The organism is Anaeromyxobacter sp. SG64, from assembly GCF_022690745.1.
Taxonomy (GTDB): Bacteria; Myxococcota; Myxococcia; order Myxococcales; family Anaeromyxobacteraceae; genus Anaeromyxobacter; species Anaeromyxobacter soli.
This window is the reverse complement of sequence record NZ_JALCZB010000023.1, coordinates 1-13,367: the sequence shown is the minus strand read 5'-3', so window position 1 is coordinate 13,367 and position 13,367 is coordinate 1. Positions and strand designations below refer to the sequence as shown.

12 protein-coding genes are annotated in these 13,367 nt (G+C 73.8%); 5 read left to right on the top strand and 7 right to left on the bottom strand.

Features of this window, described 5'->3' with window-relative positions; translation table 11 throughout:
• Positions 1–28: 28 nt before the first annotated feature.
• Complete coding sequence (gene speA, locus MNZ29_RS09425) at positions 29–2,008, bottom strand: biosynthetic arginine decarboxylase (protein WP_242338193.1); 1,980 nt, start codon at positions 2,006–2,008, stop codon at positions 29–31.
• A gap of 166 nt (positions 2,009–2,174) precedes the next feature.
• Here speA and MNZ29_RS09420 point away from each other — a divergent pair, with 166 nt between their 5' ends.
• The 5 genes from MNZ29_RS09420 to MNZ29_RS09400 all read left to right on the top strand — a co-directional run bounded on the left by MNZ29_RS09420 (position 2,175) and on the right by MNZ29_RS09400 (position 8,579).
• Complete coding sequence (locus MNZ29_RS09420; RefSeq protein WP_242355025.1) at positions 2,175–3,974, top strand: ABC transporter ATP-binding protein; 1,800 nt, start codon at positions 2,175–2,177, stop codon at positions 3,972–3,974.
• Positions 3,975–4,002: 28 nt separating this feature from the next.
• Positions 4,003–4,623, top strand: a complete 621-nt coding sequence (locus MNZ29_RS09415; protein WP_242354995.1) for a class I SAM-dependent methyltransferase — start codon at positions 4,003–4,005, stop codon at positions 4,621–4,623.
• A 110-nt stretch (positions 4,624–4,733) separates the two neighbouring features.
• Positions 4,734–5,633, top strand: a complete 900-nt coding sequence (locus tag MNZ29_RS09410; protein WP_242354994.1) for a hypothetical protein — start codon at positions 4,734–4,736, stop codon at positions 5,631–5,633.
• Positions 5,634–5,729: 96 nt separating this feature from the next.
• On the top strand, positions 5,730–6,995 hold the full coding sequence (locus tag MNZ29_RS09405; RefSeq protein WP_242338199.1) for a hypothetical protein: 1,266 nt from the start codon (positions 5,730–5,732) through the stop codon (positions 6,993–6,995).
• 99 nt (positions 6,996–7,094) lie between these two features.
• Positions 7,095–8,579 (top strand): hypothetical protein, encoded by a 1,485-nt coding sequence (locus MNZ29_RS09400; RefSeq protein WP_242354992.1) that lies wholly within the window; start codon positions 7,095–7,097, stop codon positions 8,577–8,579.
• A gap of 1 nt (position 8,580) precedes the next feature.
• Here the strand turns inward: MNZ29_RS09400 and MNZ29_RS09395 are convergent, their stop codons facing one another.
• The 6 genes from MNZ29_RS09395 to MNZ29_RS09370 all read right to left on the bottom strand — a co-directional run.
• Entirely contained in the window at positions 8,581–9,576 is a 996-nt protein-coding gene (locus MNZ29_RS09395) for an RluA family pseudouridine synthase (RefSeq protein WP_308197055.1), read from the bottom strand.
• A 27-nt stretch (positions 9,577–9,603) separates the two neighbouring features.
• On the bottom strand, positions 9,604–9,870 hold the full coding sequence (locus tag MNZ29_RS09390; RefSeq protein WP_242338203.1) for a hypothetical protein: 267 nt from the start codon (positions 9,868–9,870) through the stop codon (positions 9,604–9,606).
• Positions 9,871–9,931: 61 nt separating this feature from the next.
• Entirely contained in the window at positions 9,932–10,759 is an 828-nt protein-coding gene (locus MNZ29_RS09385; RefSeq protein ID WP_242338205.1) for a helix-turn-helix domain-containing protein, read from the bottom strand.
• Complete coding sequence (locus MNZ29_RS09380; RefSeq protein WP_242338207.1) at positions 10,756–11,742, bottom strand: P-loop NTPase; 987 nt, start codon at positions 11,740–11,742, stop codon at positions 10,756–10,758. Before MNZ29_RS09380 ends, MNZ29_RS09385 begins: the two co-directional genes overlap by 4 nt.
• Before the next feature lie 29 nt (positions 11,743–11,771).
• The gene (locus MNZ29_RS09375; protein WP_242338209.1) at positions 11,772–12,365 is read right to left on the bottom strand and encodes an HNH endonuclease; all 594 of its coding nucleotides are present in this window, start codon (positions 12,363–12,365) and stop codon (positions 11,772–11,774) included.
• A gap of 129 nt (positions 12,366–12,494) precedes the next feature.
• The coding region (locus MNZ29_RS09370) for a lytic transglycosylase domain-containing protein (protein ID WP_242354990.1) at positions 12,495–13,367 on the bottom strand (873 nt) is incomplete at its 5' end.

Here is a 13,367-nt window from a genome sequence, read left to right as displayed (position 1 = left end):
CGCCCGCCGCGGGGCGCGGGGGGCGGGATCAGACGCCGAGGTAGGTGTACCCCTTCATCACCGCCTCGTAGAAGTCGGCGAGCGACACGCCCTCCTTCGGACGGATCGCGCCCTCCTTCACCTTGCCATCGAGCGCGCCCTTCACGCGCCGCGAGAGCTCGGCGGGCTCGTACTGGAGGCGCGAGAGCACCTTCTCGATGGTGTCTCCCGGGATGACCTCCTCGATGTAGAAGTCCTCCGGATCCTCGTCGTCCACGAAGACGTGGATCTCGTTCACCCGGCCGAACAGGTTGTGCATGTCGCCCATGATGTCCTGGTAGGCGCCGGTCATGAACATGCCGAGGTAGTAGGGATCGCCCGGCCTGAGCGCGTGGAGCGAGAGCGTCTCGTCCACGCCGTCGTTCTCGATGAAGCGGTCGATCTTGCCGTCGGAGTCGCAGGTGATGTCGACGATGGTGCAGTCCTTCGTCGGCACCTCGCCCATCCGGTGCAGGGGCACGATCGGGAAGAGCTGGTCGAACGCCCAGTGATCCGGCGCGCTCTGGAAGAGCGAGAAGTTCGCCATGTACTGGTCGGCGATCTTGTCGGCGAGGTCGCGCGTCTCGCGCGGGAGCCGCTTCTTGCCGCGGTTCAGGTCGGCGATCCCGCGCACGAGCTTCCAGAAGAGGCTCTCCACGACCGCTCGCTCCTCGAGGCCGAGGATGCCGAGCTTGAACATCTGGAGCGCCTCCTCCTTCTTGGCGGCCGCGTCGTGGTACGCCTCCGCGCGGTTCCGCGGCGTCATCGAGGAGACGATCTCGCGCATCTCCCGCACGAGCTTCGGCTCGTCCGGCCTCGGCGCCGAGGCGGCGGCGATCTCCTCCGCCGACCCGATCTCGATGTGGCCGAACACGTTCATGATGATGCAGGAGTGGTGCGCGGTGATGGCGCGCCCGGACTCCGTCACGAGGTGCGGCTCGGGGACGCCCTCGTTCACGCAGACGCGCTGGACGTTGTAGACGACGTCGCCGACGTACTCGTCGAGCGTGTAGTTGACCGTCGAGGCGATGGTGCCGGGCTGCGCGTTGCCGTTGGTCTGGACGCCGACGTAGTCCACGCCCATCCCGCCGCCCACGTCGAAGTACTCGATGGGCAGCCCCATCTTCCGCAGCTTGGCGTAGACGCGGGCGCCCTCGTTCACCGCGTCCTTCACCACCCGGATCTCGGTGAGCTGCGAGCCGACGTGGAAGTGGAGCAGCTTCGCGCAGTGCTCCTTCCCCGCCTCCTTGAGGATCCGCACCGCGTGGATGAGCTCGGGCACGGTGAGGCCGAACTTGGCGAAGTCGCCGGACGAGCCCTCCCACTTCCCGGTGCCGCGGGTGGTGAGCTTCGAGCGGAGCCCGATCATCGGCTCGACGCCCATCTCCTCCCCGAGCTTGAGGAGCTGGGGCAGCTCGGAGAGCTTCTCGATGACGACGATGACCTTCCGGCCGAGCTTGCGGCCGAGCAGCGCCAGCCGGAGGAACTGCTCGTCCTTGTACCCGTTGCAGATGGTGAGCGCCTCGGGGTTGGTGTTCATCCCGAGCACCACGAGCAGCTCGCCCTTCGAGCCCGCCTCGAGGCCGTAGTTGTACGGGGCGCCGGCGTCGAGGATCTCCTCGACCACCTCGCGCATCTGGTTCACCTTGATCGGGTAGACGCCGAAGTAGCGGCCGCCGTACCCCATCTCGGCCGTCGCCTTCGCGAACGCCTCGTTGATCTGCTTCACGCGCGCGCGGAGCACGTCCTGGAAGCGGACCACGCACGGGAAGCCGATCTTCCGCTCGCGGATGTCCTCGACCACGTCCATGAGGTCGATGACCGGGCCCGGCTGGCCCATGGGGTGGACGACCACGTGGCCCTTCTCGTTCACGGAGAAGAACCCGGCGCCCCACCCGCCCACGTTGTAGTACTGCATCGCGCGGTCGATGGACCAATCCGCAGGCGCCATCGCCGTCGTCGCGTCGCTCCGATGTTCCGGGATGTTCATCGCCCGCTGATCTACGACAGCGCGCCCGAGAAATCGAGCGCGTGTGACATCGATCTGGAGCGCCGCGTGCGTTATAGCGGGCGCCGTGCCCGCCGCCCGTTCCCACCCCCTGCCCCCGCAGCCTCCGCGCGGCGCCGGCGAGGCGCTCCGCGAGCGGCTGCAGGGAATGCGCGTCGTGTTCCGGCAGGTGCCTGGGACGATGCGGCTCGTGTGGGAGGCCGACCGCCGCGGCGCGCTGCTCGTGGCCGCGCTCACCGTGGTGCTGGCGCTCTTGCCCGCGGGCATCGCCTGGATCGGGAAGCTCATCGTCGACGGCGTCGTCGCCGCCGCCCGCGGCGGCCTCGCGCAGGACCGGGAGCGGGTGCTGTGGCTCGTCGCCCTCGAGCTCGGGCTCATGTCGGTGCAAATGGCGGCCGGCCGCCTCCTCGCCCTTCGGCGCGAGCTCCTGCGCGGCGCGCTCGGCAACCGGATCAACGAGCGGATCCTCGAGAAGGCGCTCGAGCTCGAGCTCAGGCACTTCGAGGACGCCGACGTCTACGACCGGATGCAGAACGCCCGGCGCGAGGCCTCCTCCCGGCCCCTCTCGCTCGTGATGCAGGCGTTCGCGATCGGGCAGAACACGGTCACCCTCGTCGCGCTCTCCGGCCTCCTCCTGCGCCTCTCCCCCGCGAGCGTCCTCGTCATCGTCGCCGCCTCGGTGCCGGCCTTCCTGGCGGAGGCGCGCCTCTCGGGGGAGTCCTTCCGGCTCTGGACCTGGCGCGCGCCGGAGGGCCGCCGGCTCAACTACCTGGAGTGGATCCTCACCCGCGACAGCCACGTGAAGGAGGTGAAGCTCTACGGCCTCGGGCCGCTCGTGCTGGGCCGCTACCGCGCGCTGTTCCGGAAGTTCTTCGACGAGGACCGCCTGCTGGCGATCCGCCGGCTCCGCGCGGGGATGGTCTTCGGCCTCCTCTCGCTCCTCGCGTTCTACGCGATGTACGCCCTCATGGCCGGGCGCGCGGCGCGCGGCGACATCTCCCTCGGCGACCTCACGCTCTACATCGCGGTGTTCCGGCAGGGCCAGGGGGCCGTGCAGGCGGTCCTCTCCGGCGTGGGCGGCATGTACGAGGACGCCCTCTTCATGTCGAACCTGTTCGGCTACCTCGACATCCCCACCGGCGGCGAGGAGCCGCGCACCCGCCCGCCCCGCAGCCCGCCCCGCGGGCGTCCGGCCGAGATCGAGCTCCGCGGCGTCTCGTTCCGCTATCCGGGGAAGACGGGGTGGGCGCTCCGCGATCTCTCCCTCACGCTCGCGCCGGGCGAGAAGCTCGGGCTCGTGGGCGAGAACGGAGCGGGCAAGAGCACGCTCGTGAAGCTGCTCCTCCGGCTCTACGATCCGACCGAGGGCGAGATCCGCTACGGCGGGGTGGACCTGCGCGACATGGACCCCGCCGATCTGCGCCAGCGGATCGGCGCCGTGTTCCAGGACTTCGTGCGCTATCAGTTCACCGCCGCGGAGAACATCGGCCTCGGCAACCCCGCCTTCGTCGGGGACCGCGCCCGGGTCTCCGAGGCGGCCCGGCGGGGCGGCGCCGCCGCGCTGGTGGAGGCGCTGCCGGACGGCTACGACACCGTCCTCGGCGGCTGGTTCGAGTCCGGCCACGAGATCTCCTCCGGCCAGTGGCAGAAGCTCGCGGTGGCGCGCGCCTTCATGCGCGAGGACGCCGAGGTCCTCGTGCTCGACGAGCCGACCGCCGCCATCGACGCCGAGGCCGAGCACGAGCTGTTCCAGCGCTTCAAGGAGCTCTCGGCGGACCGGACCGCCATCGTCATCTCGCACCGGTTCTCCACGGTCCGCATCGCGGACCGGATCGCCGTGCTCCACGGCGGACGGCTCGAGGAGCTCGGCACGCACCGTGAGCTCGTGGCGCGCGGCGGCCGCTATGCCCAGCTCTTCCGGCTCCAGGCGCAGGGCTACCTCGACTGACGCCGCCGCGCGGCGGGAAGGAGCCGTGATGCGAGGCCTCGAGCAGATCCCCTGGCTGTACGATCTCGGCCTCGCCCTCCTCGAGCGCGGCCGGCTCGGCCGGTGGCGTGAGTGGCTCGCCGGCGGCGCCCGCGGCCGGACGCTCGATCTCGGCACCGGCACTGGCCGGAACCTGCCCCTCCTGCCTCGCGGCGCCGCCGTCGCGGTCGATCCCCACCGCGCGAACCTCGCCCGGGCCCGCAGCAGAGCGCCGCACGTGCCGCTCGTGCTCGCCCGCGCCGAGGCGCTGCCGTTCCGCGACGGCGCGTTCGACACCGTGCTCTCCGGCCTCGTGCTGTGCAGCGTCCGCGACGTCCCCCTGGCGCTCGGCGAGGCGCGCCGCGTGCTCGCGCCGGGAGGGACGCTGCGCGCCATCGAGCACGTCCGCGGCGGTCACCTCATCGGCGCGATCCAGGATCGCGTGCAGCCCGCGTGGACGGTGATCACGGGCGGCTGCCATCCGAACCGGGAGACGGAGCGTGCGCTCCGAGAGGCGGGCTTCGAGCTCGACGCGAGCTCTCTGCGAGCCCGGGGCGTCATGCGCCGACTCGAGGCGCAGCCGCGCGGGGGCTCGCTCCGATCGGCTCCGCCGGGGCGTCACGATCCGTGACGGCAGCTCGACGGGGCCCGCCGGGGTGCGACTCGATGGCGTTGCGAGCGCGGCCGCCGCCGCCTCATAGAACGGCCGTCGACAGTCACCCTTGGAGAAGGGAGCACGCCGTGAAGCCGAACGCGATTCTCCGCCTCGTCGTCGCCTGGGTCGTCGTACTGCTCGCCGCCGCCTCGCCCGCGCGCGCGCAGCTCGACGAGGGAGCGGGCACCCGGTACGCGAAGGACTCCTATCCGACGCAGGAGCTCGTGCGTCAGCCGCTCACCCTCTCCCGCGGGCTCATCGAGCTCGGCGTCCCGGTCCGCATCGAGATCTCGAACACGAACGACGGCAGGGTTCCGGACTGGAGCATCCCCGCCAGCCTCGACTTCGGCGTGACCGATGATCTCCAGGTCGGCGTCTTCCACTCCACCGGCCTGTGCTTCGGCGAGAGCGGCAACGACTGCCGGAAGGTCTACGACGACGTCGGAGGCCGCATCCGGCTCGGGCTGCTGCGGGCGGGCGCCTCCAACCAGGCCGCGGTCGAGGCCCGCGTGCAGGCGTTCGAGTTCAGCGACGTCGTCTGGACGGGCGCGGTGGGGCTCCAGTACAAGACCACCCTCGGCCCGAACCTCGCGCTGCTCGCGGCCGCCGACTGGACGTCGTTCCTCAACAAGCGCAGCGACGTGGCGTTCAAGGACGCCATCGCTGGCGCGCTCGGGCTCCAGCTCCAGCTCTTCCCGGGGCTCGCGGCCTTCGGGAACATCGGCCTGGACTACCCGCTGAACGAGCAGTCCAGCTTCGACCGGAAGGTCGCGGGGCCGGTGAACGCCGGGGTCGAGCTCACCCCGGTGCACAACATCACCGTCGGAGCCGACGTGATGTTCTCGAACCTCGTCGGCGAGGACAACGCGACCGCGTCCGGGTACCTCCCGCTCGATCGGTTCCCTCGCGCCCGCGACGTCCTCACCGAGAACCGCAGCCGCGGCGACGAGCGCTTCGTCTCGGTGTACGCGCGCCTGTTCCTGTAGGACGGTCGGTCCCTGCTGCCGGCGGCGCACGGCGCGGGGCCGGCAGCGGGTGACGCGCGGGTGTTCCACTGTCCGACGGCGCCCGCGCGGGTTAACGTGCAGGCGACCGTGCTGCGCCGCCTGCGCCCCCTCCTCGCCCTTGCGTCGCTCGCGCTCGCGCCCGTCGGGGCGAGCGCCCGCCCGGGACGGCAGCAGCCCGCTCGGGCGGCGCCGCTCGTGCCCGCCGTACCGCCGCCCGCCGCGCTCGAGTCTCCGCTCCCGCAGGTCGAGCCCGCGGCCCCGAACGCCTGGTTCATGCCGAGGCTGCCGCCGAAGGAGGCTCCCGAGGCTCCGGGGGCGCCTCCCCCGCAGCCCGACGAGGGACCCGGCGCCCCTGGCGAGCGGCCCGCCGGCGGGGACAACTGGCTCGACGCGAGCCATGCCTTCATCGCGGAGCGCATGCTCGCGCCCGTCATCGTCTTCGACCGCTTCTTCTCGGACGAGACCGAGCTCGAGGCCGAGCGATCGCTGTCGTTCGTTCGCTGGCGCAACGAGCTCAAGCTCCGGCGGGGCCATCCGCCGAGCTACACGGTGGGGCTGCGGGCCGATCTGCGCCTGCCGGGCATGAACCGCGTGCTCGACCGGCTTCGCTTCGTCGTCGAGGGGCAGACGCGCGACGCCATCTCCGCGCTCCTCCCCTCCGAGGGCGAGGAGCCCACCGACGCGGTCGGGACGGGAGGCGCGGAGCTGCGGGTGCGGGTCTGGGAGGGGCTCCTCGCGCACGGCGACCTCGGCGCCGGGTTCCTGCTCCAGCTGCCGCCGGGCGGGTTCGTCCGCGCGCGGCTCCGCTGGGCCATCCCCGTGGGTCCGCTGTTCCTGACGCGCGTCGCGACGAGCGGCTTCTGGCGGACCGACACGCACCTCGGGACCTCGCTCGACGCGGCACTGGAGCGCGGCATCCGGCGCTACGCGCTGCTGCGGCTCTCGGGCTCCGGGCGGCTCACCCAGCGCAGCCGCGGCGTGGAGTGGTCGAGCGGGCTCGCCGCGCTGCGAGCCTTCTCGCCCACCGTCGCCATGTCGATCGGCGTGGGGATGGAGGGGACGACCCGAGGTCGTCCGAGCGTGGACCGCTACAGCGCGAGCACCCGCTTCCGCACCGACGTCTACCGCCGCTGGCTGTTCTTCGAGGTCGAGCCCGAGGTGTCCTGGCCGTGGACACCCGAGCGGGGCCGCGAGCGGGAGTACGCCTTGATGCTGCGGCTGGAGGTGCAGTTCCGCGGCTGGGACGCGCCGCGCGGGCAGGGCATGCGGCGCGCGCCCGAGCCGCTCGAGCCCGCGGATCCCCCGCCCGAATTGCCCCCCGGCGCGCGCGTGCCGGGCTGAGGCCCGGAGGGCTCGCCCGGGGCTCGGCTCCTTCGAGGCGGATGGCGCCCGCCCGCCCCTCCTTGCGGCGGCCCCCCGGCACGGCGTTACGATCCGTCCGTGCTGCGCCTCGGCGCGCTCGTCGTCCTCGGCTCGCTCCTCGGCGCGTGCATGGGCGGAGCTCGACCGTTCCGCTGCCCCGATCGCGGCGGCGCCGAGTGGCGCGAGCTCGCGAGCGACCACTTCGTCCTGCGCACCGATCTCGACGCCGGTCGGGCGGCACTCCTCGTCGAGCGGTTCGAGCGGATGCGCGCGGCGGTCGCCGCGGCGCTCCCCGTGGCACGGCCCGCGCCGGGACGCGTGGAGGTCATCGCGTTCCGGAACGCGGCCGAGTACGCCGCCTTCGCGCCGGACGGCGCCGAGGGCTACTACCTGCGCAGCGAGGGCGGGCCGCCGCGGATCGTGCTCTCCGGCGAGCTCCGCCCCGACCAGCGCGCCCTCCTCGCGCACGAGATCGCGCACCACTTCCTCTCGGGCGCGTTCCTGCGTCAGCCGCGCTGGTTCGCCGAGGGCATCGCGGTCTCGATGGAGTCGCTCGGCGTGGACGTCCCCGGCGGCGTGCTGGAGCTCGGCGCTCCTCCCGCGGCGCGGCTGGCGCGGGCGAGGCGCGCTCCGGTGCCGGCGCGGTCGCTCCTCGCCTGGGATGGGACCGCGGGCGAGCGGGACGTGCTCGACTGGTACGCGGCGAGCTGGCTCCTCGTCCACTACCTCGCCTCCGCCCGGCCCGACGCGTTCACCGAGCTCCAGCGGCGGCTCGCCGCGGGCGAGCCCCCCGACGCGGCCTGGCGCGCGGCGTTCCCCGAGCACGATCCGGCGCGGCCCGGCGGGCTCGAGGCGCTCGACGCGGCGCTCGCCGCGCACGCGCGGGGGCGCCTCGAGGCGCAGACCCGCGAGCTCGCCGTGCCCGTCGCGATCGGCTACTTCGAGCAGCGCATCCCCTCACCGGAGGTGCACGCGATCCGCCTCGCGCTGTGGCAGCACGGTCCCGCGAAGCGGCTGGACGCCCTGCGCGCCGAGGTCGAGGAGACGCTCACCGAGGACCCCGCTCACCCCATCGCGCTCCAGTACCGCGCGGCGCTCTGGCGCGAGGACCCGGTCCGGCTCGCACGGTCGGCGGTGGAGGCGCACCCGCTCGATCCGCGCGCCTGGACCTTCCTCGCCATCTCGCTCGCCGGTCCAGCGGCCGCCGCCGAGCGGGAGGACGCCTTCCGGCGCGCCTCCGAGCTCGCCCCCGCGAACGCGGCGGCGCTGCACAACCTCGCCGCCGAGCTGCTCGCGCAGGGGCGGTCCGGCGAGGCGCTCCCGGTGGCGCGGCGCGCCGTCCAGCTCGCCCCCTGGAGCCCGCCGATCCTGGCCGGCTACGCGGCCGTGCTCTCCGACCTCGGCCAGTGCGCGGCGGCGATGCCGGTCCAGCAGCGCGCGATCGACGCGCTCCCCGAGCGCGCGCCCGCGCTCGCGCGGCGTGCGCTCGCTGGGAAGCTCGACGCCTACGCCCAGCAGTGCCGCGTCGCCTCGGGCGCTCCGCCGACGGCGGCGGGGCCGTGACTCAGCGGCGCCGGGGCGGCGCAGCGGGGGCGGCGCGGAGCACCGCGAGCGCGCGCGCCAGGTCCTGCGGGAGGGGCGCCTCGATCGCGAGGCGCCGCCCGGTGCGCGGATGCTCGAACGCGAGGTGCTCGGCGTGGAGCGCCTGGCGCCCGATCGCCTCCGCGGCGAGGCGCACCGGGTGCTCCGGCGGGAGCCGCGCCTCGCGCCGCGTCCCTCCGTAGGCTGCGTCCGCGAGCAGCGGGTGCCCCGCCTCGGCGAGGTGCACGCGGATCTGATGCGTCCGGCCGGTGTGGAGCGTCACCTCGGCGAGCGTCGCGCCCGACGCGAACGCCTCGCGGACGCGCCACTCGGTGACCGCGCGCCGCGCGCCAGCCCCCCGGCCCGTGTAGCGGGTGCGATCGCGCGGGTGCCGTCCGTAGGGCGTGTCGAGCCGTCCCTCCGGGGCGAGCGCCCCGTGGCACAGCGCGAGGTAGCGCTTCTCGACGGTCCTCCCCTTGAACTGCGCCTGCAGCGCGGCGAGGGCGGCCGCGGTCTTCGCGACGACGAGGCAGCCCGAGGTGTCCTTGTCGAGCCGGTGGACGAGGCCAAGCCGCGCCTCGTCGAGCCCGCTCGCGGAGCCCGCCTCGCCGGCCGCGGGCCGAGGCTCGCGGGCGAGGCGGTGCAGCAGCGCGTTCACGACCGTGGAGTGCGGCGTGCCGCGGGCCGGGTGGACCACCATGCCGGCGGCCTTGTCGATCACGAGGAGATCCCGGTCCTCGTACAGCACGGCGAGCGGCAGGTCCTGGGCGACGAGGTGCGAGGGCTCCGGGGGCGGCACCTCCACCTCGAGGGTCTCGCCGCCGCGGAGCCGCGCCGCCGCCTTGGCGGCCCGCTCGCCCATCCGGACGCGGCCGTCCTCGACGAGGCGCTGCACGCGAGCGCGGGAGAGCTCCGGCAGCAGTCGCGCGAGGGCGACGTCGAGGCGCGTGCCGGCGAGCTCGGCGGGGACGAGGACGATCCGGCGATCGATGCGCGGGCTCCCGGGCTACCAGATCCGCGACTTCACGTGGCCCTTCGAGCGCAGGATCACGTCCACGATCGCGCGGTCGTAGAAGTTCGTGCGCGCGTACAGGTCGGGCGAGACGCGGGAGCGGTAGAGCTCACGCCCCTCCTCCAGCTCGTCCTCGAGCACGTCGAAGAAGCGATCCTGCTCGATCCCGCGGACGATCTTCTCCTCGTTGTAGAGCGACACGTCCGAGCAGATGGCCCGGGCCAGGCGCATCGCGGCCTCGGCGGAGTCGATGAGCGGCATGGGCGCAGATCGTACGTGACGCGCAGGTGTCGGTCAACGAACGGACCCGCGCGCGGGGACGCTACCGCCGCGGCGCCGGCCCGCTCGTCCCGGCCGCTGCGGCCATCCGCTCCAGGTACGACCGCGCGACCTTCTGCCCGTCGAGCCTGAGCTCACGCGCGATGCCGAGCAGGATGCCGCGCAGGTAGACGGCCGCGGGCAAGAGCGAGTAGCGGTCCGCCTCGATGTTCTCGATGTGGTGCCGCGTGACCTTGGTCCGCTCGGAGATGAGCTGGAGGGAGATCCCGCGCGCCTCCCGGATCTGGCGGAGCACCTCTCCCGTCCAGGCGGTGGCATCCGGGATCCCGGCCTCGCGCGCGGGCGGAGGCGGCGCGCCGGGAGCGGGCGTGAGGGCGGGCAGCGGGGCGCGCACGGGCGGAGGTGTGCGCGTGGGCGCCACCTCGCGGTCGAGCCGGATGGGCGCCGGACGCGGCGCCTCCGCGGTGGCCCAGGCGGCCGGCCGCGAAGGCTCGGCGGGGACGGCGGCGGGCGGTGCGGCGTCGGCCTCGTCCTCATCGTCATCCCGGTCGCGCGCGGCCGGCGCGAGCGTGAGCGCGGGGATGACGGGGGGGATCGCGGGCGGCCACGGGCTCGGGATCGGGTCCGTGGGCGCGCCGATGCGGACGTCGTAGCGGGCGCGCGCCGCGGGATCGAGGAGCGTCGCCCGCGCCTCGTCGAGGCGCGCCGAGAGGAGCTCCGCGTCCTCGGGCGCCATGAGCGAGTAGGTGACGATCGATCCCGGCGCGTACAGCTCGCGCGCGCGGGCGTACGCGGCCTCGATCTCGCCCGGCGTGGAGTCGGCCGGGACCTCCAGGATCTCGTAGAGCGTCTGCTGCGCGAGCGGCTTCACTTCGTGCCCCCGGGGCGCGCCACGTCGAGCGCGATGAGGCCCTCGGCGATCCCCGCGAACGCCCGTGCCGCCGGTACGTCCGGCCGCTCGACGAGGAGCGGCCGGCGCGCGCGGACGGCGCGCCACATCTCGTCGTCGTAGTGGATGAACCCGAGGTAGTCCATCTCGAGCCCGAAGTACTTGCGCCAGGCCGCGACCACGGCCTTGCCGACGTCGGCGTCCTGCGCGGTGCGCGCCTGGTTCACCACGAGCCGCGGGCGGAACGCCGCGAGCTGCCGCGCCAGGTTCCTCCCCGCCTCGGGATCGCGCTGCGCCAGCGTGGCGACGAGCTCCACCGGGCTCTTGAACGTGCCCGTGCCCATCACCGAGCGCAGGAGCCCGTCGTACCCGAACACCTGCGCGACGGTCCGCATCCGCCGCCAGAACGCCGCCTTCACGAAGCGGTACGCGTTCTCCACCGCGGTAGGCTCGGGGACGAGCACCAGCACGCCGTGGTCCGACACGAGGAAGAAGTCGAGCACGTTCGTGTGCGTCCCCGCGCCGAGGTCGAGGATCGCGTAGTCCACGTCGAGCTGCTGCACGTGCCGCAGGAGCCGCATCTTCTGGGCGTGGCGCGGGTTCGCCACGTCGAGATCGTCGAGCGCCCCGGACACGAGGCCGAGGTTCTCGATGCCGCTCGGCGTGATGACGTCCTCGATCCGCTCCACCTTGCGGTCGATGAAGTCGGAGAGCGTGCGCTTCGGCACGTCGAGGCCGAGCGTGGTGTGCAGGTTCGCGCCGCCGAGATCGGCGTCCACGAGCACGACCTTCTTGCCGCGCCGCGCGAGCGCGATGCCGAGGTTCGCGGAGATGAGGCTCTTGCCGATGCCGCCCTTCCCGCCGCCCACCGAGATGATACGGCGCGCGCGAACGGGGGCCGGCGCTGGGTGGCGGCGCGGCTCCGGGACGGTCTTCACCAGCTTGAGCGTCGGGGCGTCGCCCATCGCGGGCACATCCTAGCCGAAGCGCCCCGCTACTCCAAAAGCTCGGCGTTCCAGTAGGCTGCGTCGGCGAGCGAGAGGAACGGACGCCACTCACGGTAGAGCGCCCGCCGCGCGGCGGAGCGGAAGACCGGGGTCCAGCGCGGCCGTGTAGGTGCGTGGAGCAGGCGCATGCGGGCCTCCTCCGGCGTGCGGCCGCCCTTGCGCAGGTTGCACGCGACGCACGAGCAGACGACGTTCTCCCACGTCGTCGAGCCGCCCCGGGAGCGGGGGACGACGTGGTCGAGGTTCAGCTCCGCGCGGCGGTACCGCCGCCCGCAGTACTGGCACGTGTTGTCGTCCCGCGCGTAGATGTTGAAGCGCGAGAAGCGGACGCGGGTCTTCGGCAGGTGGTCGTAGGCGAGGAGCACGATCACCCGCGGCACGCGGATGCGCCGGCTCACCGTCCCGATGGAGTCGTGCTGCGCCGCCGCGAGCGCGCTCCAGCTCGGGAAGTCGAAGAGCTGGAACTCCTCGTCGATCGCCTTCGCCACGCCCTGGTAGAGGAGCGTGAAGGCGCGCCGCACCGAGGTCACGTGGACCGGCTGATAGACCCGGTTGAGGACGAGCACGCCGGTGTCGAGCATCCTGCTTAAAGTAGCGCCCGGCCTCCACCTCCGCACGTCCGCCGGCGCTCGCCTGTCCGCCAGCCTGACGGGGCTGCCGCCCCGGCTCGGCGTAGCCGGACCCGTCCGGCAAGGCGCTCCGGGTGCCCGTCAGCGCCCGGCGAGACGGAACAGGCCGCCGGCGGGGCCGCCGCCGCCGTAGAGCAGCCGGTAGGCCGCGTACGAGCGCAGCACGCGCTTCACGTAGCCGCGCGTCTCCTCGAACGGGATCTCCTCGACGAACTCGTCGAGCTCGAGATCCCCGCGCGCCTCCAGCCAGCGGCTCACCGCGGCGCCGCCCGCGTTGTACGCGGCCACCGCCAGCGCGACGCGGCCGTCGAAGCGGCGCAGCAGCTGGCCGAGGTAGCGGGCGCCGATGCGGATGTTCAGCGCGCCGTTCATGAGGTCGGCCCGGGACGGCCGCCGGATCTTGAGCTGGCGCGCGACCTCGCGCGCCGTGGGGAGCATGAGCTGCGTGAGCCCGATCGCGCCCACCGGGGAGACGGCGTGGGGGTCGAGCGCGCTCTCCTCCCGCATGAGCGCCTGGAGGAGATCGACCGGGACGCCGGCCGGCGGCGCCCAGCGCTGCACGTCGCCGCGGAACGCCGGCGGGTAGGCGATGTGCCAGACGCGGAGGTTCTCGGCGGCGGGCGCCCGGCGGAGCGCGACGCGCGCCCGGGTGCGGAGGAGCTGGTGGGCGTTGCGGTGGTCGCCGGCGCGGTCGAGGAGATCCGCCACGATGAGCGCCGCGTCCGGCGCGTCGGGATCCGTGAGGCGCTCGGGATCGACGGCCGTGAGCTCGGCGGCGGCGTCGCGCGTGAGCCCCATGCGCAGGAGGAGGACGCCGGCGCGGAAGTGCGGATCGGCGGCGAGCGGACCGGGCCGCCACCTGGGCGGGGCGAGCGCGGCGGCCGTCGAGGCGTGCGCCGCGGCCGGCAGCGCCCGGGCAGCGCCCTCCTCGCCCCCGGCGCCGCCCGCCAGCCG

What these genes read in the sequence shown, in the direction of transcription:
- speA (WP_242338193.1), bottom strand. Translation starts at nt 2,008, where the DNA reads ATGAACATCCCGGAACATCGGAGCGACGCGACGACGGCGATGGCGCCT.
- MNZ29_RS09420 (WP_242355025.1), top strand. Translation starts at nt 2,175, where the DNA reads ATGCGCGTCGTGTTCCGGCAGGTGCCTGGGACGATGCGGCTCGTGTGG.
- MNZ29_RS09415 (WP_242354995.1), top strand. Translation starts at nt 4,003, where the DNA reads ATGCGAGGCCTCGAGCAGATCCCCTGGCTGTACGATCTCGGCCTCGCC.
- MNZ29_RS09390 (WP_242338203.1), bottom strand. Translation starts at nt 9,870, where the DNA reads ATGCCGCTCATCGACTCCGCCGAGGCCGCGATGCGCCTGGCCCGGGCC.
- MNZ29_RS09380 (WP_242338207.1), bottom strand. Translation starts at nt 11,742, where the DNA reads ATGGGCGACGCCCCGACGCTCAAGCTGGTGAAGACCGTCCCGGAGCCG.
- MNZ29_RS09375 (WP_242338209.1), bottom strand. Translation starts at nt 12,365, where the DNA reads ATGCTCGACACCGGCGTGCTCGTCCTCAACCGGGTCTATCAGCCGGTC.